Genomic DNA, 26,624 nt, shown 5'->3' with positions numbered 1-26,624 from the left:
ACCATGAGGCCGTCTCAGGTGGGGGTACTGGGAGCTGCGGGGGCAGGGCCGCCTGTGGGTGCCCCGGCCGAGGAGATCCTGCTGGCCTTTGCGTCAGCCGTCCGCGCTGCCGGCGTCAAGGTGACCGCGGACCGTTCCCGCAACTTCGTCGACGCCGTCTCCCGGCTGTCCATGGAGAACCGCAGCGACGTGTTTTGGGCCGGGCGCGCCACCCTGTGCACCGCGCCGGAGGAGCTGGACACCTACGCGCGCACCTTTGAGGCCTGGTTTTCGCCCGGACATGCGGCCGTCGGGCAACAGGAAGGTGCTGCCACCACCGTCAAGGCGGCCGCCCTGGACGACGGCGGCAAGGCGGAAAGCGACGGCGGTCAGGAGTCCTTGCAGGCCATTGCGAGCCGGCGCGAATTGCTGCGCCACCGTGACGTGGCCACCCTTGACGCCTCCGAACGGGCCCTGCTGAACCACCTGTTCAGCGAACTGACCGTCACTTTGCCGACACGTCAGACCAGGCGAAGGAAACTGGACCGCCACGGCACCATCGACCGCGTGAGAACGCTGCGCGAACAGCTGCGCCGCGGCGGCGAGCCCGGTCCGCTCAAGCATGCGAAGGCTCCCCGGAAGCCACGCCGCATCGTATGGCTGATCGACGTGTCAGGTTCCATGTCTCCCTATGCCGACAGCCTGCTGCGGCTGGCCCACCGGGTGGTGGCGGCCGCCCCGGCGCAGGTGGAAGTATTTACACTCGGCACCCGGCTGAGCCGGGTCACCGCGGCACTGAAGCTGCCCGACCCCGAGGACGCACTCGCACTGGCGGGAAAAGCAGTGCCCGACTGGTCCGGCGGCACCCGGCTCGGCGAGGTCCTGCGGGCGTTCAACGACAGGTGGGGACAGCGCGCGGTGGCAAGATCCGCCGTCGTGATCATTGCCAGCGACGGATGGGAACGCGGGAACCCGGCACTTCTGGGACGGCAGGTGGAGCGCCTGCACCATGTGACCCGGCACGTCATCTGGGCCAACCCGCATCGGGGGAAAAACGGTTACGCACCCGTGCAGCAAGGAATCAGGGCCGTCCTGCCGCACGTTGATTACTTTGTGGGGGGCCACTCATTGAAGAGTTTTGAGGAGCTGTTGGACGTGATGGGCAATGCGTGAAGTGTTGAAGGATCTATTCGAGGCAGTCGAAGCAGGGCACACCGTCGGCTTGGGGACGGTGGTGCGCACCTTCCGTTCCGCGCCGCGGCCGGCCGGGGCCTCCATGATGGTCGACGCCGGCGGGCTGGCGGTGGGGTCCGTGTCCGGCGGGTGCGTGGAGGGGGCACTCTACGAGCTCGCCACCGAGGTGGCGGAGGACGGGACGCCCGTGCTCCAGCGCTACGGCATCAGCGACGACGATGCCTTCGAGGTGGGCCTGACGTGCGGCGGCATCATCGACGTATTTGTGGAAGCCGTCTCGAAGCAGACGTTCCCGGAGCTGGCCATGGTCGCCAAGGAAGTGGCGGCGGACCGTCCTGTGTCCGTGGTGACAGTCATTGAACACCCGGACCCGGCCTGGCTGGGGCGGCACCTGGTGGTGCATCCGGACGGATTTGAGGGCTCCTTGGGCAGCGAACGCGCCGACCACGCCGTCAGCGACGACACCTTGGGCCTGCTCGCCGCCGGGCGCAACACCACGCTCATGTATGGCCCGGACGGTGAGCGCCGAGGCGATGGCATGCGCGTGTTTGTGGCCAGTTTTGCCCCGCAGCCCCGCATGCTCGTGTTTGGCGCCATCGACTTCGCCGCCGCCGTCGCCAAGCAGGGCAGCTTCCTGGGTTACCGTGTCACGGTGTGCGACGCCCGCGCCGTGTTCGCCACGAGGGCCCGATTCCCCGTCGCCGACGAGGTGGTGGTGGAATGGCCGCACAGGTACCTGCAGGCACAGCTCGACGCCGGGCTCGTTGACGCCCGCACGGTGATTTGCGTGCTCACGCACGATCCCAAGTTCGACGTGCCGCTGTTGGGGGTGGCGCTGCGCCACGACGTCGCGTACGTCGGGGCCATGGGGTCGCGCAAAACCCACGACGACCGGCTGGACCGGTTGCGGGAGGCGGGACTGTCCGACGTCGAGCTGGGAAAGCTCTCCAGCCCCATCGGTCTGGACCTGGGCTCACGCACGCCGGAGGAAACGGCCGTCTCGATCGCGGCGGAGATCATTTCGCTGCGCTGGGGCGGGGAGGGTGGGCGGCTCAGCCACATGGGCACGCGCATCCACCACGTGCCCGTGGCCGACGCCCAGCATGAAGTCCCCGTGGCCGGCGCCGAGCACGAGGACGGACAGGAGCCGGCGGACGCGGAACCCCAGCAAAAACACCGCTACAACAGGCCCTAACTTTCCGAGGGGCCGTCATGTAACGTAAGACACATCATGGGCTGGAGCGCGGCTGGTTGGCATGGGCTCCTTATGTAACTAGGAGATCTCAATGGCGAGTTCCAAATCCATCCACGTAGACGTTGACGGTGTCGCTTACACCGACGACGTCGAACCCCGGCTCTTGCTGGTCCAGTACCTTCGCGAGCGGCTGGGAAAAACCGGGACGCTGATTGGCTGCGACACCACCAACTGCGGGGCCTGCACCGTGCACCTGGACGGCGTCAGCGTGAAATCGTGCACCATGTTTGCTGTGCAGGCGGACGGACACCAGGTCACCACGATCGAGGGCATGGCGGTGAACGGCAAGCTGGCCCCGTTGCAGGAGGCGTTCCACCAGTGCCACGCACTGCAGTGCGGTTTCTGTACGCCGGGCATGATCATGGCATCTGCGTCGCTGCTGAAGGAAAACCCGAACCCCACAGAGACGGAGATCAGGGAAGGCCTCGAGGGCAACCTCTGCCGCTGCACCGGCTACCAAAACATTGTGGCCGCGGTAAAGTCCGTGGCGGACGGCGTGCAATACGGTTACTCCGGGGTTTCCGTGGCCGAGTCGCTCGTTTCCGAAGATCTGGTCGGCGACGACTCAGAAACGGCAGGTGTGTCATGACCACCACAGTTGAAGGGGGCGCCTCGCCGGCTCCCCGCGCCGAGATCGGCCAGGCAAGGCTGCGCAAGGAGGACGCACACCTGATCACCGGCCGCTCCCGCTTCACCGACAACATGGTGCTGCCCGGCATGCTGCACCTGGCCATGGTCCGCAGCCCGTACGCGCACGCCAAGATCACATCCATTGACACCTCCGCGGCAAAGGCCTCCCCCGGTGTCATGACCGTCCTGACCGGCGCCGATGTGGCGGAAGAACAGGGCTCGCTGCCCAATGCCTGGCCGGTCACACCAGACCAAAAGGCACCCGCGCATCCGGCCATTGCCGTTGACGAGGTGGCCTTCTCCGGGGAAATCGTGGCCGTCATCATCGCCCGCAGCGTGGCCGCAGCCCGGGACGCCGTCGAACTTGTTGACGTTGACTATGACGAGCTGCCGGTGGTCATGGACCTGGAAGAGGCGTACACCGACAAGGTGCTGGCACACACCACACTGGAGTCGAACAAGTCGGCCACATGGGTTTTCGACTCGGCCGAGGCCGGCACCGGTACGTCCATCACGGAAGCACTGGCGAATTCCGATGTGGTGGTGGAGCGAACCCTGTACCAACAGCGGCTCATTCCGGCCTTCATGGAACCGCGGTCCACCGTGGTGGATCCCACAGGTGAGCAGATCACCATGTGGAGCGCCACACAGATCCCCCACATCCTGCGCCTGATGCTGGCGCTGACGCTGGGCATCCCGGAAAGCAAGGTCCGTGTGATTGCCCCGGATGTGGGCGGCGGATTTGGCGGCAAGCTGCAGGTCACCCCGGAGGAGGTCATCACCTTGCTGGCTGCCCGGCGCATGGGCAAGCCGTGCAAGTTCACCGAAACCCGCAGCGAATCACTGCAGGTGGGCCACCACGGTCGGGCACAGGTGCAACGGCTGAAGATCTCCGCCACGAAGGAAGGCATTGTCACCGGCCTTGACGTGAACCTGCTGGCAGACATGGGCGCCTACCTGGGCCTGATCACCTCCGGCATCCCCATCCTGGGCGCGTTCATGTACAACTCCATCTACAAGTTCCCGGCGTACAGGTTTGAATGCAATAACATTTTCACGAACAAGGCGTGGACGGACGCGTACCGCGGGGCCGGACGGCCGGAAGCTACGTTCGCCATCGAGCGGATGATGGACGAGCTCGCCACGGAATTGAACATGGATCCCCTCGAGCTGCGCGAGAAGAACTGGATCAAGCACGAAGAGTTCCCGTTCACCACCGTCGCCGGGCTCGAGTACGACACCGGAAACTACGAGGCAGCCACCGCCAAGGCCGTGGAGCTCTTCGACTACGAGGGGCTGCGCGCCGAACAAAAGCGCCGACGGGATGCCAAGGAGACGGTCCAGCTGGGCATCGGTATCTCTACCTTCACGGAGATGTGCGGGCTGGCCCCGTCACGGGTGCTCGGTTCACTGAACTATGCGGCCGGCGGCTGGGAACACGCCTCGGTGCGGGTGCTCCCCACCGGAAACGTTGAGGTGGTGACGGGTTCTTCGTCGCACGGGCAGGGCCACGAAACAGCGTGGAGCCAGCTCGTTGCCGACCGTTTGGGCGTGCCGTTTGCCAATGTCGAGGTGCTGCACGGCGACACGCAGGTGTCCCAGCGCGGCCTTGACACGTACGGCTCCCGCTCACTGACAGTGGGCGGCATGGCAGTGCTGGCCGCGGCGGACAAAGTCATTGAAAAGGCCAAGGTCATCGCCGCGCACCTGATGGAGGCCAACGAGGACGACCTCGACTTCGCCAACGGTGCATTCACCGTCCGTGGGACCGAGACGTCCACCGGCCTGGGCGAGATCGCCTTTGCCGCGTTCTCCGCCCACAACATGCCCGACGGGGTGGAGCCCAACCTGGACTCCGAAGCCACCTTCGACCCCGTCAACTTCTCCTACCCCCACGGCACCCACCTGGCGGCCATGGAGGTGGACACCGAAACCGGCCAGGTCAACATCCTCAAGTATGTGTGCGTGGACGACATCGGGGTGGTGGTCAACCCCATGCTCGTGGAGGGGCAGGTCCACGGCGGCCTGGCCCAAGGCATCTCCCAGGCGCTGTATGAGGAAGCGGTCTATGACGACGCCGGAACGCTTGTTTCGGGGTCGTTCGTGGACTATCTCGTCCCCAGCGCCCCGGATCTGCCGCACTACATCACGGCCCGCACGGAGACACCAGCCACGAGCAACCAGCTGGGCGCCAAGGGCGTGGGCGAGGCAGGCACCATCGCCTCCACCCCCGCCATCGTCAACGGCGTGCTGGATGCCATCCGCCACCTCGGCGTGAAGGACGTCAAGATGCCGTGCACCCCTGCACGTGTGTGGCATGCCCTGCAGGAAGCCAAGACCACCGGAGGAGTGCAATGATTCCGAGCCCATTCGACTACGCCGCGCCCACAACCGTTGAGGAGGCGCTGGGCCTGCTGGCCGCCGCCGATTCAGCCGGGGACGACGTCAAACTGCTCGCCGGGGGTCAAAGCCTGATCCCCGTCATGAAGCTGCGCATGGCCGACCCGTCCCTGGTCATTGACCTGGGACGGATCCCCGGCCTTTCCGGCATCACGGACGACGGCGGATCCCTCACCATTGGTGCCATGACCCCGCACCATATGGTGGCCACGGATTCCCTGATTCTTGCCCATGCACCCCTGCTGGCGCAGGCCGCAGCAACCGTGGCCGACCCCCAGGTGCGGCACCGCGGGACGTTTGGCGGTGCCCTGGTCCACGCCGATCCGGCCGGCGACATGCCCGCGGCCGTGTTGGCCACCGGGGCATCGTTCACTCTGTCCTCGTCCGCCGGGCAGCGGAACGTTGAGGCTTCCAACTTCTTCCAGGGCTACTTCACCACGGCCGTTGAGGAGGGCGAGATCCTGACCAGCATCACGGTGCCGAAGTTCACCGGCTGGGGTTCTCATTATGAGAAGTTCACCCGGGTGTCCCAGCAGTGGTCCATCGTGGCCGTGGCCGCCCTGGTCCGGGTGGAAGGCGGAGTGATTGCCGAGGCCCGACTGGGGCTGACCAACATGGCCAGCACACCGCTCCGTGCCACGTCCACCGAGGCTGCGCTGGTTGGCTGCGCGCTGACTGAGGAGGCCATCACGGCAGCCAGTTTGCATGCAGCCGACGGCACCGAACCCGCCAGCGACATCAACGGGGACGCCGCGTACCGGCGGCATCTGGCAACTGTTCTGGCCCAGCGGGCCGTGCTGGCCGCCGCGGGAATGCAGCGGGCCGGACTGCACATGGCGGGGGCATAAGCGGACGATGGAACTCAAACACCACTTCATAGTTCCCAGTTCACTCGAGGACACGTGGCGATCCTTCAACCAGTTGGAGGAGATCGCCCCGTGCTTCCCCGGCGCCACCCTGACGGGCGTCGACGGGGACACCTTTACCGGAACGGTCAAGATCAAGCTCGGGCCCATCGCCATGATGTATGCGGGCACGGGCCAGTTCCGCTCCAGGGACGAGATCACACACACGGTTGTCATTGAGGCGTCCGGGAAGGACAAACGGGGCAACGGAACGGCGGGCGCCACCGTCACGGCGGTGCTTTCGGCAGACGGCGACGGGACCACTGTGGATGTCACCACGGACATGAACGTCACCGGCAAGCCGGCGCAATTTGGTCGGGGCGTCATCCAGGACATCTCGGACAAGCTGCTGGAGCAATTCGTGCAGTGCGTCATCCGCAAGGCCGAGGAGCCGGAAATTTCGCCGGTTGAACCCGCGCCGCCGCCGCCCATTGGGACACCAGAACCGCCGCCGCCTCCCCATAAAGGCGAGCCTGTCGTTGGGCCGGCGCCCCATGTCGGCACAGCCACGGGGGCACCGGTACCACCGCCACCCGCAGCCCGGCATGCTGCACCTCCACCGGTTGCGGCTGCTGAACTCGATTTGGGTTCGGCAATGGTGCCGGTGTTGGCTAAGCGTTTCGGCCCGTTGCTGGCGGCAGCGGCAATCCTGGTGGTATTCATCGCCGTGTGCCGCAGGGGCCGGCGGAAGTAGTCCGGAGCATCGGTTGAGCCCACGCGAGCATCGACTTCTGACGGCGCAAAGGATCTCGGCGCCGCCGCGGACCGCTCGGATGCAGCAACGAACCTTTCCTGCAGCTGCCCGGTGCGGGTATAGAGTTGTTCCTGTGTTGTTCCCAATAGCAAGTCTGCTGCCCTTTGGGTGTTTGGAGGTCGCCGGCGTTTTTCATGCCGGCGGCAGATAGCCCTGTCCCCTGAGTATCATTCAGCTGCACCGCTGTGCCGCTGCCCGCCCGCGCTTTACGCGTCCTGTGCGGGATCCACTCCACACTTATGCCCGCAATGCCTTTTGCCGCCGCGGGCAGGACAGAAAAGACTAAAACCTTGCTTCCCCTGACCGAAAAACAAATTCGTTCATCCTTCCTCAACGCCTCCCAGCGGGAGCGCAGCAACCTGAACCTGCCGGAGAACTTCGACTCCCTGGATTGGGAAAACCTCGACTTCATGGGCTGGCGCGACCGCAAGTATCCTGCCCTTGGCTACGTCATTGGGTGGGTTGACGGGGCGCCAGCAGGCATCCTGTTCCGGCATGTCGAGGGCCGGATTCGCTCGCGGGCACAGTGCTCGTGGTGTGAGGACGTCACCTTGCCCAACGAGGTGGTGTACTTCAATGCCAAGCGCCCCGGCCCCGCAGGACGCAACGGCAACACCATCACCACGTTGATGTGCACCAGCTTTGAGTGCTCCACGAACGTTCGCCGGCCAGCACCACCGGCCTACGTGGGTTTTGACGTGGAGGCTGCCCGGCAGGGACGCATGCACGGGCTACAGCAGCAGGTCCAGAACTTCATGCACAACATGCTGGCGGGCGCTGAGTAGCGCCGCTGGAGCCGCGAAGGGCATGCATAAAAGCATGCCAGTTGCAGCTTCAGACAGCGCTCCATTCCACCCGTCGACAGGTGAGTCATCAGCCCCGCCTAGGGAACGGCTGACACCCCCATCTCCACAGGCACCAGCACCGGTGAGAGAATCGAGCAACGCCGCTATTGAGCGTCCCCACAACACCAGGTCCATTGCTGCCGCGTTCGGGAAAACACCCCGTAAGGTGCTGCGGCGTTGGGAGTTTGCTGAAATGTGGATCTCGACATGTGGGCCCAACCGGTGGCGGGCGTCACACGTGGCGTAGTGTTGATCGAACGCGCACATTCCAGATACGGGACTCTCACTAAAACGCATGGCGAACAACGACAAAACCTCACTCTTCACTTCCCTGGCCCGCATGGGGCCACAACTAAAGCCCATCATGTGGCGCCTGATCCTGGGCCTGCTCACAGCCCTTGCCGCCAGCATCGTGGCCCTTGCCATTCCGCAGGTTTACAGGGTGCTCGTCAACACGGCCCTGGAACCCGGGAACGGGACGGGCGCGCTGTGGGTGGGGACCGGCGTCGTGCTTGTCCTGGGCATCATTGAAGCCTGGCTCATGGTGCTGCGCCGGCAGTTTGTCATTGTCCCCGCCACCACGGTGGAAACCCGCATGCGCACCAGCTTCTACCGTCACCTGCAGGCCCTCGCCGTGGAATTCCACGACCGCTGGGGCTCCGGCCAGTTGCTCAGCCGGGCCATGAGCGATTTGAACTTCATGCGCCGCTGGATGGCCTTCGGCGCGATCATGCTGGTGGTGACGGCCCTGACCGTGGCGATCGGGATCGTACTGATGTTCAGCATGAGTTGGGAACTGGGCCTGATCTTCCTGGCCGCCGCCGTGCCGATCGTCATTTTTGGCTTCACGTTCCGCCGCTCGTATGGGCACGCCAGCCGCAGGAGCCAGGATCAGGCCGGTGACCTCGCCACTGTTGTGGAGGAGTCCGTACACGGCATCCGCGTGCTGAAGGCTTTTGGCCGCGGCCGCGAAGCGCTCGACTCCTTCGCCGGCCAGGCACAGGAACTCCAAGCCACCGAAATCCACAAGGCGAAGTCACTCGCCTCCTTCTCCCTCGTTGTCACTCTCCTGCCCGAACTGGCCTTGGCCGCCGGCTTGGTGGTGGGCATCCTGTTGGTCCACGGCGGGAAGCTCGACGTCGGAACTCTCGTCGCGTTCTTCGCCACTGCCGCCGTCGTGGCCGGGCCGGTTGAATCCGTGGGCCCCCTGCTCTCGATGACACTTACCGCCAAGACGGCACTCGACCGGCACTTCGAGGTCATGGACGCCGAAAACACCATCACCGACCCGGCCAATCCCGTCCGGCTCCATGCGGTGCGTGGAGCGCTGGAATTCCGTGGCGTGCACTTCCGCTTCCCCGACACCCCCGCCGGTTCACCCGACCTCCTCAACGGCGTCGACCTGGAACTGCGGGCCGGTGAAACCATGGCCCTGGTGGGCGTCACGGGCAGCGGAAAGAGCACCCTGTTGAACCTGGTTCCGCGCCTGTTCGATGCCACCGGAGGCGCCGTGCTGCTGGACGGCACCGACATCCGGGCGCTATCGCTGAAGGATCTGCGCAGCCATGTTTCGGTAGCCTTTGAGGACACCACACTGTTCTCCAACTCCGTGCGCGAGAACGTCCTGCTCGGCGCCGCGGACCATCCCGGACTGTCCCCGGACGAGGTGTTGGAACAAGCCCTGGATGTGGCTCAGGCCGGCTTCGCCCACACGCTCCCCCAGGGCGTGGACACGCTCATCGGCGAGGAAGGGCTGAGCCTGTCTGGTGGGCAGCGCCAGCGCATCGCCCTGGCCCGTGCCATCGCGGCCAAGCCGGCAGTGCTGGTGCTGGACGACCCGCTCTCGGCCCTCGACGTCAACACCGAGGAATTGGTGTCCCGACGGTTGCGCCAAGTCCTTGAGGGGACCACGACCTTGATCGTTGCCCACCGCCCGTCCACCGTGGCCATGGCGGACCGGGTGGCGCTGCTGCAGGACGGGCGCATCTCAGCCGTTGGCACGCACACCGAACTGCTGGGCACCAACGAACACTATCGCTACGTCCTGGCCAGCCTCGATACGCAACCCAAGGACCTGGACACCGGGCTGGACGACGACCTGCCCGATGACCTCGGCACCGGCCCGCTACCCATCGCAGCCCGGTTAGACGCACCCAACCCAGCCGCCACCACCGGAAAGAGCACCCCCGCATGAGCCGGCGAAACAAGAAAACGCAAGCTTCGGCGTCGACCGTGGAGACAGACAACCGCGACGCAGCCACGGCACATGGCACCGCCGGTGAGGACCGGGTGGAGCTGAGCCGGGAGGACAGCCGCGCCGTGCGGCAGCGCTCGGTGCGGCTGCTGCGCACGCTGCTGCGCCCGGTGCGCGTCAGGTTCGCCATCACGGTTACGCTGGTCATCCTGTCGCAGGCGGCGAAGGTGGCCGGCCCGCTGTTGATTGCGTTCGGGATCGACTCCGCGCTGCCGGCATTGAGCGCCCCGGACCAGGACTGGCTGCCGCTGGCGGTCACGGGAGGCGGCTATGTGGTGGCGGCGCTCGCCGCGTCGTGGCTGACGGCGGCTTACCTGACGGCGACGGCGCGGCTGAGCCAGGCGATGCTCCTTGACCTGCGCATCCAGGTGTTCCGGCACACGCAGCGCCTCAGCATGGAATTCCACGAGAACTACACCTCGGGGCGCATCATTTCCCGCCAGACGTCCGACCTTGAGGCGTTGCGGGAACTGCTGGATTCGGGCATTTCCTCCCTCGCCTCCGGCCTGGTGTTCATGGTGCTCACGGCCGTGTCCATCTTTGCCCTCGACTGGGTGACGGGGCTGCTGGTGCTGGCCACTGCGGTGCCGATGTTCTTCCTCTCGCGCTGGTACCAGAAGCATTCGCAGGCCGCCTACCGTTCCTCGAGGGTGGTTTCGGCGCGGCTCATTGTGCACTTCATCGAGACCATGACGGGCATCCGGGCGGTCAAGGCGTTCCGCCGCGAGGAAGACAACGCGGCCCGTTTCGACGAGCTGGCCGAGGACTACCGCCGCGTCACCGTCCGCTCCATCAACCTCAACGGCGTGTTCCAGCCGGGCCTGGTGCTGATCGGTAACGTGGCCGTCGCGGCGGTGCTGCTGGCCGGCGGCTACCGGGTGCTCGGCGGCGCGTTGGAAGTGGGCGCCCTGCTGGCCCTGCTGCTGGCAACCAAGCGCTTCTTCCAACCTGTGGGCCAGATGGCCATGTTCTACAACTCCTTCCAGTCGGCGCAGGCTGCGCTCGAGAAGGTGTCCGGGTTGCTGGAGGAGATCCCCACCGTTCGGCCACCCCGCAATCCGGTCCCGCTGCCGCACGCCCGCGGCGACATCCGCTTCACGGCCGCCGAGTTCGGCTACGGTTCCGGGCCGGTCATCCTGCCGCGCATGGACCTGCACATCCCTGCGGGCCAGACGGTGGCGGTGGTTGGTGCCACCGGGGCCGGAAAGTCCACCCTGGCCAAGCTCATGGCCCGCTTCTATGACGTCACCGCAGGGTCCCTGACGCTCGACGGCGTGGAGTTGCGTGAGCTTTCCACCGCCGACCTGCGCCGTGCCGTGGTCATGGTGACGCAGGAGGCGTTCCTGTTCAGCGGCACCGTGGCCGACAACATTGCGCTGGGCCGGCCGTCCGCCAGCCGTGCGGAGATTGAGGCAGCCGCCCGCGACGTGGGCGCCGATGAGTTCATCCGGTTGCTGCCTGACGGCTACGACACCGACGTGAACAAGCGCGGCGGCCGAGTCTCCGCCGGGCAGCGCCAGCTCATCTCCTTTGCCCGCGCCTTCCTGGCCAACCCGGCCGTGCTGATCCTGGACGAGGCCACGTCCTCACTGGACATCCCGTCCGAACGACTCGTGCAGGAGGGCCTGCACCGGCTGCTCGGCACGGAGGCAGATGGTGCCGAGCCGGGCAGCGGCTCCACTGGCGGGCGGACGGCCCTGGTCATTGCGCACCGCCTGTCGACCGTGGCCATTGCGGATCGGGTTCTGGTGGTGCACGACGGGCGAATCGTGGAGGACGGCTCCCCCGCCGAACTGCTGGCCGGCGGCGGCCGTTTCGCGGAGCTGCACGGCGCCTGGCAGGATTCCCTGGTCTAGCTCACGCCGCTGGAGGCCGGGCCGCCACAGCTGGCAGAATGTAACCCGTGGCAAATGGAACAGAGAAGCGGCGGCGGAGCGCGCGGTCGAAAAAGAGGCCGCGCATGGCACGCACACACAAGAAGCGCACTGCCCGGCAACGGCTGGGCTCCTGGTTGGGAATTCTGGGCTGTTTCGCCGCCTTCCTGGGACTGTTCTCGCTGGCTGTTGGCACCGTTTACCTGCCCTCAGCACTCTCCGCCCAGCGGGCCGAGGTGGAACTCCACCAAAGCGGCTCCCCCACCGCCGGGGTGATTGTGGAGATCAAGCGATCCTCCACGCCGCATGCCCGCCCTGGAGGCGGGAGCACCACCTACTACCCCGTCACCGAGCCGGTCACCGGCGGCCAGCAGACCACCTGGACGCGGTACCAGAGCACCAAGGAAGAACGGTGGAGCGTGGGCCAGCGCCTGCCTCTTCTGTACGACCCCAACTAACCCGCGCGCATGGTCATTGACACCCCGGAGGCAACCGAGCTGCTGGTCAGCAAGGTGGATTCGTACCAGGTGCAGTTGCTGGTCGGTGGCGCATCAGCAGTGGTCAGCGTCCCCTTCTACTTGGCTGCCCGGCACCTTGACCCGTCCTCCCGCAAGAAGCGCAAGCGGACCCGGCAAACCTTGTCGCCACAGATCCTGGCCCGGCAAAAATAGCTGCCGGGCATCAACAACGTTCCGGGTGGGATTCGGCGACTTAGCCTGCCGCCAGGATTTGGGCCAACCCAATCACCGGGATGGCCGGAAATTCCACCCGTGCAGGGGCGGGATCAAATGCCGCCGCACCGTTTTCCATCCACAGGGCGGCCCGGGCCATCCGCGACATGAAGGGTGACAACGGTGCTGCCGCCACGGCCATGAGGTGCAACCCCACCGTCGGGATGTGCTGAATGGTGCCGCTGCCGTGCAGGTGAATCAGCGCCTGTGCCAAATGGTCGAGCGTGGCGCTCACACTTCCCCATTCAACAGTGCGGTTCCGCAGCGCGGGGTTGGTCAGCGACTCCACCACCAGGGCTGCCGCATCGGAGGTGCCCGTAAACGTGATGGGCGCCTGCCCCGAACCGAACACTCTGGCCTTACCGGTCGCAGCAAGCGGTTCCCCAACCACCTCGGCAAATTGTTCCAGGAGCGGTCCAATCCGGATCACCGTCCATTCCATGCCGGAGGACATGAGCGCCTCCTCCGCGGCATGCTTCATGCGCAGGAAAACCAGCGGCGCATCCGCTGCCGCGCCGTGCATCGAAAGAAGGACAAAGTGGCCCACTCCGGCCCTGGCAGCGGCCTCCATAAGCCATATGGCGCCGTCTCGGTCAACGCTGCGTGGGTTCCCGGCCCGCCGCAACCCAAAGCCGGAAGCCGTGAACACCACGGCGGCGCAACCCGCCACGGCGCCTTCGCAATCGGGACGGGAGGTGAGGTCGCCGCGGACGCGTTTGACGCCGTCGTCCACGCCAACCCCATCCACACCGGCGGGGAACGGTGCCGACCTGCCGCGCGCCATGAGTCGCACGGGGATGCCTGCGTTCGCGAGCAGGCGAACCACCTGCGAGCCAAGCCGGCCGGTGCCGCCGGCCACCAGGATCACGGCGCGCCTGGCCGGCGAGTATCCGGGACACCAGTGACCATGGCACGGACGGCGTCATCAACGGTGCCTGAGCTGTGTTCCACGGGTTCCAGGTAGAACCGTGCGGCTGTGATGAGGTCTGCCGTGACGGTGAGGATAAGCACCCCGGCCATGGCGACCGTGCCGCCGTCGGCACTGGTCCCGGCCGTGCCCCATTCAACCCAGACCTGCCCGTCAGGACCGGTGGCCGTGTTGACCGTGTGGACGCGCAGGTCCGGCACGCCGGCAAAGAGCGCGGTCCAGTTTTTCCGGACCTGGCCCCGGCCCGTGAATCCACGGTCTGGGTGGTTGGGTGATTCGTTGACGTAATCGTCGGCAAAGCACGCCACGATGGCGTCCACGTCATGGTCGGCGGTGGCGCGGAAAAGGCGGTGGACAGGGCCGTCGGGCAAGTGGTTCATTGCTATCTGGCCGTTCATGCCGCACTCCCTGACTGCCGCCCGAAGGCGAAAGTTGCTATCATCAATTTAGATACAGTGAACTGTAATGATTGGAGTATAGATCCCATGTCGGAGCCGGTCAATGGTTCGCGCGGCTACGATTCCAGCCGCCGCCGTGAGCGTGCCGAAGCGTCTCGCAGTGCGGTCCTCGCACACGCCCGCGAGCTGTTTTTGGGCCGGGGTTTTGGCGCCACCACGATCGCCGAGATTGCCCGGCGGGCTGGGGTGTCCCCCGAGTTCGTATATAAGAATTTCGGTGGCAAGCCGGGACTGGTCCGCAACATTCAGCAAGCCAGCCTCCTGGGCGCCGGCGGGCTTCCGGCTGAGGAACGTTCGGACAATGCCCAAGCGGCGGCCGCAACCGGGCGCGAACTCATGGAGCAGTGGGGGCGGATGAGCGCGGAGGTAGCCCCGCTCGCCGCCCCGGTGCTTCTGCTCATCCGCGACGCCGCAGCCGGGGGCGATGCTGACATGGCAGCCCTCATGTCCGAAGTCGATGCGGCCCGCCGTGACCGGATGCTGCATAACGCCAGGGCGCTTGCTTCCCGAGGATTCCTGGCTCCCGGCGTGGACGTGGCCCGGGCAGCGGACATCATGTTCGCCTGCACCGCACCCGAATTGCATGAGAGCCTCGTCGGCAAGTGCGGCTGGGCGCCGCAGGAATTTGGCTCCTTCATTGCCGGAACCCTCGCAGCCGCACTGCTGCCGTGAAGGGTGGCCCCGCGCTGCCTAAACATGGTGACACGCTTCCTGCCGAAAAGTATTCTTGATGGTATGGCATACGCCGTGCTTGTTTTCTGGATCATCCAGGTGTCAGTGGGAATCTCCCTGCTGGTCAGTTGGTGGCGCCACGGTCGTCGCGGAGCCGCCGTCATCATCACCCATGTCGCCTCGGTGGTCGTTGGCTTGGGGCTGTGGATCGCTTTCCTGCTCAGCAGCGCCTTGTGGCCGGCATGGGCAGCCTTCGCGCTGCTGAACGTCGGCAACGGATTTGGCGACGCCATGCTGGTGGGCCGGCATCGTTCACAAGCCGGCCCCACGGCAAGCTACCTTTCGGCAATCCTGGCGGTTGTGAAGGGGTGGATGCCGCCGCGTGTCACCTTCCATGCACTGTTCGCCGGCGTCGTCTACTTCAGCTGCCTCGGAGTCTGCCTTGGCGCCACCGTGGCAGCCCTGGGCTGAGTGCCCCGTCATCTCCGGTTCTCCGCCAAAGCCTCGGCGCGGTGCAGCAGGTATTCGCGCACGTCGGGCTGGCGGGCCAGATTGGCCGCGGCGATGAACTCAGGGGTGGCTTCGGATGCACGTCCTGCCTGCGCCAGCAGCTCAGCCCGGGCTGCGTGGAAGGGCTGGAAATGTTCGACGGCGGCACGCAGCCCAGGTGCTTCACCGTCACCGATGGCGTCAATCACTGCAAGACCTGCTTCAGGACTTTCAGCCCTTCCAACAACAGCGGCCAGGGCGACCCTTGCGCCAAGGCCGGGCGCGACGGTCACGAGTGCTGCATAGAGGGTTCGCAGTGCGGTCCAGTCTGTCAGTCCTGTGCGGGCCCGCGCGCAGTGGACGGCCTGGATGGCCGCCTCGAGCTGGAATCGCCCCGGCGCACCAACGGGAACGGCGTGGCGCAGGAGCGCATCACCCTCGGCAATCTGGGCTGCATCCCACAACGTGGTGTCCTGTTCCTCGAGCGGGCGAAAAACCCGATGTGTGCCCGCCGTATTTCGCCCCGGCATCCGTGCCAAGGAGAACGTGATCAACGCGGCTAGGCCCCACGCCTCCGCTTCGGTTTCCACCAGCCTGGCAAGCGTCAGGGCAAGGTATTGGGCCTCACCACTGAGGTCCGTTTCCCCCGCGTGTCCTTCCCTCCCACCGTGCTTTCGGGCACCGTCGTCGTAGTCGTTGATCTCCCACGACTCGTCTTGCCAGGCCATCGCGTAGCAGCCGTAGATGGCTTCCAGCACAGCAGGCAGCCGCCCGGGCATGGCCTGCCGGTCCGGCACAGTAAACGGAATGCGTGCCTCCTTGATCTTCCTCTTGGCCCGGACCAGGCGCTGCGCCATGGCCGCGGCGGGAACGGCGAAGACAGCGCCGATCCGGGCCGCATCGAAGCCCAGCACGGTTTGCAGCATGAGTGGGGTGCGCACCGCGGGGTCGATGGCAGGATGGGCGCACACAAATAGCAGCTCCAGGCGCTTGTCACCGATCGCATCCACCTCGCCAAGTTGCGCATCTGGCGAGCCCACCTGGGCCGCGGCCCCCAACGGCGCAAACTTCCGTTGGTACGCCGACTTCCAGGAATCCCGCTGCCGGTTGCGGGCCACCGTGAGCAGCCATGCCTCCGGGTTCTTGGGAACGCCACTGGACGGCCACGTGGTCAGGGCCCGTTCAAACGCAGCGGAGAGGGCATCTTCGGCCAATGCAACGTCACCCGTCGACGCTGCCAGAAGCGCTACCAGTCGGCCATAGGAGGTGCGGGCCGTCCGCTCGGCGACCACCCGCGCTTCCTGTCCGCTCACGTATTTGGCCGCCATTCGCCGTCGACCGTGAACAAGGCGCCGGGACGCACCTCAACGGCGCCCCACCCGATGGCGGGAGCTTTCCGGCCCCATTCAATCGCCGCGTCCAGGTCCGGCACGTCGATCACGATGGTGCCGCCTAGTTGCTCCTTCGTGTCGACAAATGGCCCGTCCTGCACGTGCAGCGTACCGTCGGCCATGGTCAGCGTGGTGGTGTTGGAGGATGGTTGGAGCACCTCGGCGCCGAGCAGCACGCCGGCCTCATGGAGAGTTGCCGCGTAGCTGGCGAAGGCCCGCTGCCCCTCCGCCATGACTTCCTCGCCGAGCTGTGCGGCGTCCATTTCTTGATAGTGCAAAAGCAATGTGTAACGCATGGTTCATTCTCCTTCGTCTTCACCCGGCCGTCCATGAACGACGGCGGATTGCCCGCCAAGGCGTGTGCCCCGGCGCTGCGCGGTGTTGCGCGTGCACAGTGGTGACGATCCAGCGGCCGGCAAATCGACACGCTCGGGTCTATCGTCCGGCGGGCCTGACAAGTCCCAGCTCGTAGGCCTGCACGACGGCCTGGACCCTGTCGCGGACACCAAGCTTGGCCAGGACGCGCGCAATGTGGGTTTTCATCGTGGTCTCGGCCAGGAACAGGGCCCGGCCGATCTCGGCATTGCTGGCCCCGTGGGCCAGGTGGCGGAGCACGTCCAGTTCGCGGGACGTGAGTGAATTGAAGGCCTCGGGCACGCCGCCGTCGTGCGGTGCCGGAGCCGTCACAAAGGCCTCAATGAGCCGCTTCGTGACAGCAGGAGACAGTAGGGCCTCGCTGGACATGACTTCGCGGACGGCCTGGATGAGGCGCTCCGGCGGGGTGTCCTTGAGCAGGAAGCCGGCGGCACCTGCCCGCAGCGACTCGTAGACATGCGTGTCCGGCGCTGACGGAGGCTTCGGTGGCCAGTGCCTACATCGTCAAGGAGTCGGCACCGTCGAGGGCCATCAGCCGTGCCGCGGTGCTGAGCTGCTGGCGCTAGCGCAAGGACGCCGGCGCGTCCATGGCTGCAAGTGCCGGATCGGCGTTGTGTGCGTCGTGCCGGTTTACAGCCGTTGGACTCATTGCCGCCTCGTTGAACTTGTCTTGCCTCAAAATGACCGAAGGTTCATTTTGAGGCAAGGTTCAATTCTGCCGTGCGTCAAGTGTTCGCGAGAGGTTTATTGGGGGCTGCTTTAACGTTCGCTCGAACCACAAGATGGCACCACAGCATGCGTCTAGACTGACTGCATGATCCCGTCACCAACATCGGTCAGCCTGGCCCTGGATGCCACCCCTGCCCCATGGTGGGAAGTCCTCGGTGCGCTGGGCCCGCTTGCGATTCTGTTGGGCGCTATCGTGGCCGCTGTCATCGGTGGATTTACGTTCCGGCAGCGTGCACTGGCCGACGACCGCAGCGAATGGTGGCGACGCGCACAGTGGGCATTGGACCGCGCGCTTGACGACCATCCATCCACCAAGGCGTTGGGCCTTGCCACCCTGGAGGTCCTAGCCCACAGCACGCTGGCACACGCCGACGAGCTGAAACTCTTCGACGCCGCCTGGGCATCTCTCAATGCCCCGGACGATGGAGAGCGAACGATGCTGGGAAGCAAGGACATGGCCCTCCCGGAACGCCGCGTCCAGGTTGCCGCGGCAAGGCTGCGCGTGACCCTCGACGACCGCCTTGGACGTGTTACTCCGGAGGAAGTCAAGGCACTGGCTAAAGAGCCGTTCTAGGTTCCCGCAATTTTCCTACGCCCTCCAGCGGTCCCCACCACCGCCCACTGGAGGGCTCAAATGCGATCGTTAGTGATACTAGGTGAGGACGTAGTTGCGATGGCATCCATCGTCGCTCGAGGGCTTGAGGAGTCCGTGAAGAAGCAGCTTGCCGCTCAGGCCAAGGAGCGCGGCCCTCTCTGGAAGCCGAGGTCCTCGCGCTCGGCAACAAGCTGGGCGCGGGGATCATCCAGGGACGCCACCGCATCGAGGTAGTCCATGATGTCCCTGGCGACAGGCTTGTCTAGTCTCTTGAAGGCCTGAGTTGCGTCCCGGTCATACTCAATCGTCCAAGCCAAGTTCAGCCCTAACGGTCTCAGCCGGGATCGTCTTACGGCGGCCAGCTCTGATGTCGGTGGCCTTCTGGGCCACGGAGTATTCCCACTCCAATTTATCTAGTCCGGAGGTAATGAGTTCGCGCAGGTAGCAAGACTTGGGACGGCCTGTGGATTCAGTAAGGCGGTCTCCGGTCTCTTCGGGTAGTCGCACGGCGGTAGGCATCAGCTAGGCATCCTTTAGGCGAGTCTAGGGCTGAATACCAGGCTGGTGGCAATGACCCGACAGACCTCAAGGTCGTTGGTCGATGCCCGGCTCGATTGCGGACGGGACAGGGACACTTCAAAACGGCACAGACACCGGTTGCCTACGTTTTCAGGAATAGTAGGACAGCCTTGACCCGGCGATGACCGTCGTCCGGGGCGAGGCCGAGCTTGGCGAAGATGTTGCCGATGTGTTTGGCCACGGCGGCATCACTAACCACCAGTTTCTGTGCGATCACCTGGTTCGCCAGACCCTCCGCCATCAGGGCCAGCACCTCGCGTTCCCGCGGGGTGAGTGAGGCGATGGGGCTGCCGGTCTTCCGGACCAGCAGGTGCGCCACCATCTCCGGGTCAATGACCGTGCCGCCCGCTGCCACGGTTTCCAGGGCGCGGGAAAAGTCGGCAATCCGGCCGATCCTGTCTTTGAGTAGATAGCCCACGGCCCCGTCGCTTTCGGACAGCAGCGCCGCAGCGTAGGCGTCGGCAACGTATTGCGAGAGCACCATGACCGGCACCGGACCGTGCGTGCGCCGGATCTCGAGGGCGGCGCGCAGCCCGTCATCCTGGTTGGTGGGCGGCATGCGTACGTCGGTGACGATCAAGTCGGGCAGGTGTCCGGCGTCGTCGGCAGCATTGACGGCGGCCACCAGCCCCGGCGCGTCCACCGCGGTGGCGATCACCACATGCCCTAATTTTTCCAGCAGGCTCGTCAGGCTTTCCCGCAGCAGGGTGGAGTCGTCGGCGAGGATGATGCGCATGGCTTTCGCTTTCCTTAGGGGATGGTCGACGGCGGGATGCCGGCCTTGGTGGGCAGGATCAGTGAGAGGGTGGTGGGGCCTCCGGGCGGGCTGTCCACGGCAAGAGTCCCGCCCAGGGTTTCGGCCCGTTCCATCAGACCGTTCAGTCCGGTTCCGCGGGTGGGGTCCGCGCCGCCGCGGCCGTTGTCGGTGATGGTCAGCTGAAGCCGGCCAGCTGAGTCAAGGGCGGTGACCTTGACTTCACTGGCAAGGGCGTACTTGACGGCGTTGGTGAGTGCCTCGCTGACGGTGAAGTAGGCGCAGGCTTCGGTGGCCGCATCCATCCTCCCGACCTGGGCATCGAGGGTGACGGACTGACCGGCGCGCCCGGCCAGTTCCTGGAGGGCGGCTTCGAGTCCGTGGTCACTCAGGACGGCCGGGTGGATGCCGCGGACGGTGGCGCGCAGGGTGGCGAGGGCGTGTTCGGCGTGGTCATGGGCTGCGGCCACCGACGCCCGGGCCTCCCCCACAGGCGCACCGGCGCGCTCGGCCAGCTCAAGGTCCACCTCGGCGAGACCCAGCCTGACGGAAAGGGCCACGAGTTCCTGTTGGACGCCGTCGTGCAGGTCCCGTTCAATTCGCTTGCGCTCCTGCTCGAAGGCCGCCACGAGGGATATCCGGGACTGGGTGAGACGCTGGATGTTGCGCTCCAGCTCGCGTTCGCGGGGTGCGAGCAGGACGCGGGTAAGTGCTCCCTGGCCGGCAGCCAGCAGGGCGTTCGCATAACTGGAGAGGGCCAAGGCCATAAGCACGGCGACATAGGCCAGCCACGCAAGGCCAGGGTTCGGTTCGACGGCAAAATCGCCGAAGAACACCACCCTGGTGGGGCCGCGGCTGGCCTGCGCCGCCACGGCAATGGAGCCTCCGACAGCGAGGGCCTCAATAAACAGCAGCGCCATGCTGAGACAGCCCAGCAGCAGCGTGGCAAACAGACTGCCCACAGCCCGCCAGGTCGCGGCCTCGGCCAGCCGGATGTTCAGCCAGTTGCGGCGCTCACCGCGGCCCACCGGGACATGGGCCGACTCGATGCGGGCGAACCCCAGCAGCCGCACCCGCCGCCGTTCCAGTGCCCCGACCGCGAGCGCCCACAGAGGGATGAGGACGAAGGTGACCACCACAAGCGGCAGCAGGACCAGGCCCAGGACTGCCCCGGACGCCACGTACAGCAATGAGCGCCAGGGCCAGCGTGAGCCCCAAAAGTGCCACGGCCGGCCTGCGAGCGCGTGCCACACGGTTTTGTCCATTGATTCAGGCTATCGGGTGCGGCGCCGCGAGCCGTGCAGGGTATAGCCAGCACTACCCTTGATTCGGGTGCCTGCGCGACTGTTTTCCTCCGCAGCCACTGGTGGACTGGAATCATGAGAACTCCGCTGCTCGTTGCCCACTCACTGTCCAAGACGTTTCCGCCCGCCTCGCGCAAGGAACCACCCGCCGCCGTGCTGCACGGGGTGTCCCTGTCTGTTGCCCCCGGAGAGATGGTGTCCATTGTGGGGCCTAGCGGCTCGGGCAAGTCAACCCTGCTCTATTGCCTGGCTGGTTTGGAAAGTCCGACGTCGGGCACGGTCACCCTGGGTGGGAGGGACCTTGCCTCGCTGTCGCGATCGCAACTGGCTGCCCTCCGCCGCGAACAGCTGGGCTTTGTGTTCCAACGGTTCAACCTCATCACCTCACTCTCGGCATGGGAGAACGTGGCACTGCCGGCCAGACTGTCCCGCCGGCGGGTTTCCTCCACCGGCATCGATGGGGCGCTGGCCTCCGTGGGGCTGGCCGACCATGCCCGAAAACGTCCCGGGCAGCTGTCCGGCGGGCAACAGCAGCGGGTGGCCATTGCCAGGGTGCTGGCTCAGCACCCTGCCCTCGTGTTTGCCGATGAGCCGACCGGGTCCCTGGACACTGCCAACGGGGCAGAGGTGCTGTGCCTTCTGCGCGAGGCCGCCTCCGCCGGGACAGCGGTGGTCATGGTGACACACGATCTGGAGGCCGCCGCGCTCGCGGACCGGGTGCTTGTCCTGCGTGACGGCTCCATCCACACCGAGATGCACTCCCCCACCCCAGATGCCGTGCTGGCAGCGGTGCGGTCTGCTGGTTCCGGAAACACAAGCGGCACTACTTCCGCCGGCTCCGAGAAGAGCGCCGGAACACTTCCGGCTGCCGGATCGGCGGTGGCCCCGTGACCCGCCTGTTGCTTGCCGAGCTGGGGGTGCAGTGGCGCACCTGGATCGGAGTGTTCCTGCTGGCTGCAACGTCGGGCTTTGTCCTGGCCATCGGGGTCTCCGTGGCGGAGACAGGTGTTGTGCTGGGCGGGGAGTTCCTGTCGGGGCTTGCGGGCATGGCCGGGATGATCCTCATGTTCAGTGCGGTCAGTGCCATGGGTGTGCTCAGCAGTGTTGCGGCGTTGACAGTTTCGTTGCAGCAGCGCTCCTACGCGCTGTGGCAATTACTCGGCGCACGACCCTCCGCTGTGGCGAGTGTGGTCATGGCCCAGCTGCTGCCGGTGTCCGTGCTGGGGTCGCTGCTCGGCGTGGCTGGAGCACGGCCTGTTGCCGGATCACTGTTCTTCTGGGGTTTCCCGGCAGACTCCACCCTGTACGGCATCCCAACCAGCTTTGGACTGCCCACAGTGGCAGGCACCCTGCTGGCCGTCTGCGCACTGGTCTTGTGGGGCGGATGGCGGGCTGCCCGGCGGGCTGCGGCCACCCCTCCGCTGGAGGTGCTGCGAGAGGCCGAACCGCGGCGCAAGAAGATGGGCTGGCCCCGCTGGGTGCTGGCTGCAGGCGCTGCGGCTGGCGTCTACGGCATCTGCGCCGAGCTGTTCGTCCCGGACCTTACCCCTTCCATCACACCGCTGATCGCCCCGGTGATGGCCGCCGTCGTGCTTTTCCTTGGGCCATTCCTATACCCGCTGGTGCTGGCTGCCTGGACGGCGCTGCTGCCGGGGCGGGCGTCGTCGGCGTGGTTTCTGGCCAGGCACCAGGCACGGCATCGGCTCAGCTATGGCACGGCCGCCATCACGCCGCTTTTTGTGGGGATCAGCCTCACCGGCGGCCTGTTCACGGCCGTGGCGACCCAATTTGGCACCGCTGAGCAGGTGGAAACGGAGCAGGTGGTGATCCTGCTGGGCGGACCCATTCTGCTTGCGGCCGTGGCGTCGGCCATTGTGGTGTTCATGAGCAACCGCAGACGGGGCAGGGAGCTGGGGTTGCTCCAGGCGTCGGGGGCCACCCACGGTACGATCATTCGAACATCGGTGTTCGAAGCCCTCATTTACGTGGTGACCGCTTGCCTGCTGGCGCTCGCCGTCATTGTGTCCAGCGGGGTGGTCATTGCGGCGGGGCTGGCCGTCTCCACACCGGGTTCCGTGCCGCACTTTGCTTTCGGCGCTGGCTTGGTTGTGGCGGGGCTGGGCGGATCGTTGGTCCTCGTGGCGACCGTGCTGCCCACCGTTGCCGGACTGCGCAGGGACGTCATGCGGATGGTCGGGGCGGATTGACTGTCCTGTGGGGATCCGCAGTACCTGTTTTCCCAGAATGGCTCGAATCTGGGAAAATCTCCCCATGGCCGGCCTCGTTTGCCAGCAATCCTGAACACGTTGGACCTGCAGATACCACCACGCACACGAGCGCCGTCTGGCGCTGCGAAGTGCATGCGTGCAACCATGCCACGTGTAGCTCCAGACGCTCAATGGCGTCTAGTCATATTTGTGGCAGCGATGGCGGGTTAAGCAGGCAGATCGAGGGGAGCGGGCCCCTGTCAGTCCGCAGCCACTGAGGCCTATCCCGCAGCGGCAGCACCGATGGGGAAAATGAGCAGGCTGCCGGATGCTGTGGCAACGGTGCGCCCTGCGTTGTCCAGCACCTCCCCTTCAGCAAAGGACACCCGCCGGCCGGGCTTGGTGACCCGACCTGTGCAGCGCAGCGGACCGCTGGCTGCCGTGACCGGACGCAAATAGTTGACCTTGATTTCAATGGACGTGTATCCCATTCCCGCCGGCAGCAAGGTGTGTGTGGCACAGCCCAGGGCAGAATCCAGCAATGTGCACACCAAGCCCCCGTGGACGGCACCGATCGGGTTGTAGTGCGACTCGTTGGGCTGGCAGCTAAAGGTCACAGTACCGGGTTCGACCTCCACGAGGTCCATATCGAAATGCCCGGCAATGGGCGCGCCCGGCACTTCGCGGGCGGCCATCTTGCGCAGGTAGTCGATGCCGGACAGAGTGGGCAGGACCGCCATTGCCGCCTTCGTGTCCTCCCACCGGACAAGCATTTCCCGTTCGGCCATGTCAGTGCCTGTTGATTGCCATTTCTCCATCGGATGCCACCTTTGTTCCCGAGACCCGGGCGCTGCCGGCGCCTGCTTGCATGATGGCAGCAAGCTTATGCCACGGTGCCCTGCCGCTGTGGCTCCGTTACCGCCCCAGCAGGTCCCTCTTGATCTCGGCCTTGAGTACCTTGCCCACCTTGGACCGGGGCAGATCTGTCCACACCTCGATGACCTTGGGTGTTTTGACACTGCCCAGCTCACGCTTCACAAACAGCCGGAGCGCCTCAACATCCACCGGCACAGCAGGATCAATTTGCACCACGGCGGTCACCTGCTCACCCCACTTCGCATCGGGCAGTCCGATCACGGCGCAGTCTCGCACGCCCGGATACCGCATGATGGATTGTTCCACCTCGGCGGAGTACACGTTGAAACCGCCCGTGATGATCATGTCCTTGGCCCGGTCCACAATGAACAGGTACCCTTCCCCGTCGAGATAGCCAATGTCGCCCGTGTGGTGCCAGCCGAACCTGTTCACATCCGCCGTGGCCGCTGCGTCCTTGTAGTAGCCGGCCATGACCAAGGAACTCCGCACCACAATCTCACCGCGCTCCCCCTGCCCCAGCGCCCGCCCGGCGTCGTCCATCACGGCGACCGTGACAAGAGGTGCGGCGCGGCCAGCGGAGGCCAGGCGGGCCACGGCGATGGACCCGTCGGGCAGGAAGTGTTCCGCCGGGGACATCGTGGAAATCATCATGGGCGCCTCGGTCTGCCCAAACAGCTGCGCCATCATGGGACCGATCCGGTGCAGCGCCTCCTCCAGCCTGGAGACGGACATGGGTGCCGCGCCGTACCAGAAGCACTGCAGTGAAGACAGATCCCGGACGTCAAGGTCCGCCAGCCCGAGCAGCATGTAGATCAGCGTGGGCGGCAGGAACGTGTGCGTCACGCGGTGCCGTTCAAGCAGCACGGCAAATTCGGCGATGTCAGGCTGGGGCATGATGACGATCTCCCCGCCGCGCGCCAGGATCGGGAAGCACAGCACCCCGGCAGCATGCGTCAACGGGGCCAGCGCAAGGTACACGGGCCACCCCTCAAACGGATAGCTCATGAGCACGATGGCCGTCATGGTCTCCAGGTTGCGGGTGGTCAACATGACACCCTTGGGCTTCCCGGTGGTTCCACCGGTGCCGACGATCATGGCAAGGTCGCCAACGGGTTCCCGCTGCGCCGCTTCGTTCGGCACGCCTCCCTCGGGCGCATTGCCCTGCAGCACGACGCCGGGATCCCCGGCGTGCGAGGTACCGCCACCGTCCGCGGGGCTGCTTTGGGAGTCGCCGGCGGGGAGCCAGTCCTCGAAGGAGCAAGCGTCTGCTCCGCCCGCCTCCGACCCGTCGGCACCTGCTTCCGCCCGTCCGGCATCGGGCCTCCCCAGCGTGATTCTCAGCCGCGGCCTCGTTGCGGGCGCCTTCTTTGGTGCGGACGTCTACCTCCCCTACCTCCTGACCGTCCGATACGGCTTCCCGCCACTGGCAGCGGGGTTGTCGGTGACAGTCTCCGGAACGACCTGGGCGGGCGGGTCATGGCTACAGAGTCACATTAGGTGCCAGCCTGTCCCACGTGCGCAGTGTGCAGTGCGGCGCGCTTTGTCTGTCAGTGGCGATCACGGCGGCGGGCGCCACAGCGTTCCTTGCCCTGCCGCCCGCCGTCGGGATGGGCGGTTGGGGCGTCGCCGGGTTCGGCATGGAGCTGATGTCTCCGCGCACGAGTGTCTCAACGCTGGAGTACACCACCGTTGAGAACCAGGAGTTCAACAGTTCCGCGCTCAGCATCTTCGACTCCATTGGCGCGTCGATTTCGCTCACGGCCACAGCCATCGTGTTCAGCGCCCTCGACGAACTCGGCGGCTCCTAGCCGTTCGCCGTGTGTTTTGCACTCACTGCATTACCAGCCTTGGCCGCGTTGGCCCTGGCCCGGCGCATCCGCCAGCCACAGCAGCCCAGCTCCAGTGCAGGGACCCTCCAATTCGATCCGCTTGCCCCCCGTTCCAGATCAAACTAATGGGCCACAGGGGGTTCAAGGACGCTGAACTTGCAGTACTTGAAGCCATGGCCCGCAACCCCGGGGCAACTATCAGCGAGGTCACCCGGCGGACCAGGCTCGCCCAGAGCCTATTTGCCCGCATCACCCGTGTGATGGCCGACGCCGTCGTCGTCACCATGACCTCTGACGGCCGTGACCCCCCGGATGGTCCGCGCCGGACTCGATCCCAGGACCGCGCCCGGACCATCCAACGCGCGGGCGACAGCATCTCTGATGCCCCTGCCACGCACACGGCCGCGCTTACCCCCGATGGACGGGTCGAGCTCGAGCACCACCTCGGCGAAGCGGGGCCCTCGCTCCGCATGAACGCGGACCGCACGGATCGTCAGAAGGGCCTGGCTCCACAAGACGAGTAGGCTCCACGCGCCCATCCCCCGCGCGAAATTCTGGGAGTGCGGTGACCGCAAGGCCCCCAGAGTTGGGTCGTTTCGGGGCTATAGTGGCCACAG

General features: G+C 65.9%; 28 protein-coding genes. 18 read left to right on the top strand and 10 right to left on the bottom strand.

Annotated elements, in window-relative coordinates; genetic code table 11:
• Window positions 1-3: 3 nt before the first annotated feature.
• The 11 genes from art_RS02290 (at window position 4) to art_RS02240 (ending at window position 12,761) form a co-directional block, all read left to right on the top strand.
• Window positions 4-1,152: a VWA domain-containing protein gene (locus art_RS02290; protein WP_082000060.1), complete on the top strand. Its 1,149-nt coding sequence runs from the start codon at window positions 4-6 to the stop codon at window positions 1,150-1,152.
• On the top strand, window positions 1,145-2,368 hold the full coding sequence (locus art_RS02285; protein WP_082000059.1) for an XdhC/CoxI family protein: 1,224 nt from the start codon (window positions 1,145-1,147) through the stop codon (window positions 2,366-2,368). The genes art_RS02290 and art_RS02285 overlap by 8 nt, the downstream gene beginning before the upstream one ends.
• Before the next feature lie 91 nt (window positions 2,369-2,459).
• Window positions 2,460-3,017: a (2Fe-2S)-binding protein gene (locus art_RS02280; RefSeq protein ID WP_038462228.1), complete on the top strand. Its 558-nt coding sequence runs from the start codon at window positions 2,460-2,462 to the stop codon at window positions 3,015-3,017.
• A complete protein-coding gene (locus art_RS02275; RefSeq protein WP_038462226.1) occupies window positions 3,014-5,416 on the top strand; it encodes a xanthine dehydrogenase family protein molybdopterin-binding subunit in 2,403 nt (800 codons plus the stop codon). The genes art_RS02280 and art_RS02275 overlap by 4 nt, the downstream gene beginning before the upstream one ends.
• Complete coding sequence (locus art_RS02270; RefSeq protein ID WP_038462225.1) at window positions 5,413-6,306, top strand: xanthine dehydrogenase family protein subunit M; 894 nt, start codon at window positions 5,413-5,415, stop codon at window positions 6,304-6,306. Before art_RS02275 ends, art_RS02270 begins: the two co-directional genes overlap by 4 nt.
• A gap of 7 nt (window positions 6,307-6,313) precedes the next feature.
• The gene (locus art_RS02265; RefSeq protein WP_038462223.1) at window positions 6,314-7,057 is read left to right on the top strand and encodes an SRPBCC family protein; all 744 of its coding nucleotides are present in this window, start codon (window positions 6,314-6,316) and stop codon (window positions 7,055-7,057) included.
• A gap of 350 nt (window positions 7,058-7,407) precedes the next feature.
• Complete coding sequence (locus art_RS02260) at window positions 7,408-7,902, top strand: FBP domain-containing protein (protein ID WP_038462220.1); 495 nt, start codon at window positions 7,408-7,410, stop codon at window positions 7,900-7,902.
• Window positions 7,903-8,257: 355 nt separating this feature from the next.
• Window positions 8,258-10,156, top strand: coding sequence for an ABC transporter ATP-binding protein (locus art_RS02255; RefSeq protein ID WP_082000057.1), 1,899 nt, complete (start codon window positions 8,258-8,260; stop codon window positions 10,154-10,156).
• A complete protein-coding gene (locus tag art_RS02250; protein ID WP_082000056.1) occupies window positions 10,153-12,072 on the top strand; it encodes an ABC transporter ATP-binding protein in 1,920 nt (639 codons plus the stop codon). Before art_RS02255 ends, art_RS02250 begins: the two co-directional genes overlap by 4 nt.
• Window positions 12,073-12,176: 104 nt before the next feature.
• On the top strand, window positions 12,177-12,548 hold the full coding sequence (locus tag art_RS02245) for a hypothetical protein (RefSeq protein WP_038462219.1): 372 nt from the start codon (window positions 12,177-12,179) through the stop codon (window positions 12,546-12,548).
• A gap of 9 nt (window positions 12,549-12,557) precedes the next feature.
• Window positions 12,558-12,761 carry a hypothetical protein gene (locus tag art_RS02240; protein WP_038462218.1) on the top strand — a complete coding sequence of 68 codons (204 nt, stop codon included), beginning with the start codon at window positions 12,558-12,560 and terminating at the stop codon, window positions 12,759-12,761.
• 40 nt (window positions 12,762-12,801) lie between these two features.
• Here art_RS02240 and art_RS02235 read toward each other — a convergent pair whose 3' ends face one another.
• The gene (locus tag art_RS02235) at window positions 12,802-13,689 is read right to left on the bottom strand and encodes an SDR family oxidoreductase (RefSeq protein ID WP_038462217.1); all 888 of its coding nucleotides are present in this window, start codon (window positions 13,687-13,689) and stop codon (window positions 12,802-12,804) included.
• Window positions 13,686-14,147 (bottom strand): nuclear transport factor 2 family protein, encoded by a 462-nt coding sequence (locus art_RS02230; RefSeq protein WP_038462215.1) that lies wholly within the window; start codon window positions 14,145-14,147, stop codon window positions 13,686-13,688. The genes art_RS02235 and art_RS02230 overlap by 4 nt, the downstream gene beginning before the upstream one ends.
• An 87-nt stretch (window positions 14,148-14,234) precedes the next feature.
• On the opposite strand from art_RS02230, the gene art_RS02225 reads away from it, so the two are divergent.
• A complete protein-coding gene (locus art_RS02225) occupies window positions 14,235-14,879 on the top strand; it encodes a TetR/AcrR family transcriptional regulator (RefSeq protein WP_038462214.1) in 645 nt (214 codons plus the stop codon).
• Between the two features lie 63 nt (window positions 14,880-14,942).
• Window positions 14,943-15,350, top strand: coding sequence for a hypothetical protein (locus tag art_RS02220; RefSeq protein WP_038462212.1), 408 nt, complete (start codon window positions 14,943-14,945; stop codon window positions 15,348-15,350).
• An 8-nt stretch (window positions 15,351-15,358) separates the two neighbouring features.
• Here the strand turns inward: art_RS02220 and art_RS02215 are convergent, their stop codons facing one another.
• The 3 genes from art_RS02215 to art_RS02205 form a co-directional block, all read right to left on the bottom strand.
• Entirely contained in the window at window positions 15,359-16,681 is a 1,323-nt protein-coding gene (locus art_RS02215) for an RNA polymerase sigma factor (RefSeq protein ID WP_253901448.1), read from the bottom strand.
• Window positions 16,678-17,055 (bottom strand): YciI family protein, encoded by a 378-nt coding sequence (locus art_RS02210; RefSeq protein ID WP_038462209.1) that lies wholly within the window; start codon window positions 17,053-17,055, stop codon window positions 16,678-16,680. Before art_RS02210 ends, art_RS02215 begins: the two co-directional genes overlap by 4 nt.
• Window positions 17,056-17,194: 139 nt before the next feature.
• On the bottom strand, window positions 17,195-17,503 hold the full coding sequence (locus art_RS02205) for a response regulator transcription factor (RefSeq protein ID WP_052135918.1): 309 nt from the start codon (window positions 17,501-17,503) through the stop codon (window positions 17,195-17,197).
• Between the two features lie 445 nt (window positions 17,504-17,948).
• Between art_RS02205 and art_RS22815 the strand changes: the two genes are divergently transcribed.
• Complete coding sequence (locus art_RS22815) at window positions 17,949-18,437, top strand: hypothetical protein (RefSeq protein WP_052135917.1); 489 nt, start codon at window positions 17,949-17,951, stop codon at window positions 18,435-18,437.
• A gap of 155 nt (window positions 18,438-18,592) precedes the next feature.
• On the opposite strand, the gene art_RS02195 is transcribed toward art_RS22815, so the two are convergent.
• From art_RS02195 to art_RS02180, 3 genes are all read right to left on the bottom strand, one after another.
• Window positions 18,593-18,775: a type II toxin-antitoxin system RelE/ParE family toxin gene (locus art_RS02195; RefSeq protein ID WP_038462207.1), complete on the bottom strand. Its 183-nt coding sequence runs from the start codon at window positions 18,773-18,775 to the stop codon at window positions 18,593-18,595.
• A gap of 344 nt (window positions 18,776-19,119) precedes the next feature.
• The gene (locus art_RS02185) at window positions 19,120-19,773 is read right to left on the bottom strand and encodes a response regulator transcription factor (protein WP_038462205.1); all 654 of its coding nucleotides are present in this window, start codon (window positions 19,771-19,773) and stop codon (window positions 19,120-19,122) included.
• A 14-nt stretch (window positions 19,774-19,787) separates the two neighbouring features.
• Window positions 19,788-21,056 carry a histidine kinase gene (locus art_RS02180; protein WP_038462203.1) on the bottom strand — a complete coding sequence of 423 codons (1,269 nt, stop codon included), beginning with the start codon at window positions 21,054-21,056 and terminating at the stop codon, window positions 19,788-19,790.
• 114 nt (window positions 21,057-21,170) lie between these two features.
• Between art_RS02180 and art_RS02175 the strand changes: the two genes are divergently transcribed.
• Window positions 21,171-21,986 carry an ABC transporter ATP-binding protein gene (locus art_RS02175; protein ID WP_082000054.1) on the top strand — a complete coding sequence of 272 codons (816 nt, stop codon included), beginning with the start codon at window positions 21,171-21,173 and terminating at the stop codon, window positions 21,984-21,986.
• A complete protein-coding gene (locus art_RS02170; protein WP_038462202.1) occupies window positions 21,983-23,302 on the top strand; it encodes an FtsX-like permease family protein in 1,320 nt (439 codons plus the stop codon). The genes art_RS02175 and art_RS02170 overlap by 4 nt, the downstream gene beginning before the upstream one ends.
• A 281-nt stretch (window positions 23,303-23,583) precedes the next feature.
• Here the strand turns inward: art_RS02170 and art_RS02165 are convergent, their stop codons facing one another.
• Window positions 23,584-24,120: a PaaI family thioesterase gene (locus art_RS02165; protein ID WP_038462200.1), complete on the bottom strand. Its 537-nt coding sequence runs from the start codon at window positions 24,118-24,120 to the stop codon at window positions 23,584-23,586.
• 97 nt (window positions 24,121-24,217) lie between these two features.
• Window positions 24,218-25,318: an AMP-binding protein gene (locus art_RS02160; RefSeq protein WP_253901447.1), complete on the bottom strand. Its 1,101-nt coding sequence runs from the start codon at window positions 25,316-25,318 to the stop codon at window positions 24,218-24,220.
• A 410-nt stretch (window positions 25,319-25,728) separates the two neighbouring features.
• Between art_RS02160 and art_RS20765 the strand changes: the two genes are divergently transcribed.
• Window positions 25,729-25,986, top strand: coding sequence for a hypothetical protein (locus art_RS20765; protein ID WP_052135916.1), 258 nt, complete (start codon window positions 25,729-25,731; stop codon window positions 25,984-25,986).
• A 146-nt stretch (window positions 25,987-26,132) separates the two neighbouring features.
• Window positions 26,133-26,531, top strand: a complete 399-nt coding sequence (locus art_RS02150) for a MarR family transcriptional regulator (protein ID WP_038462198.1) — start codon at window positions 26,133-26,135, stop codon at window positions 26,529-26,531.
• The last annotated feature ends 93 nt before the right edge of the window (window positions 26,532-26,624 follow it).

The sequence above is a fragment of the Arthrobacter sp. PAMC 25486 genome (assembly GCF_000785535.1).
GTDB lineage: Bacteria > Actinomycetota > Actinomycetes > Actinomycetales > Micrococcaceae > Specibacter.
This window is presented reverse-complemented; position numbering and strand designations above follow the sequence as displayed.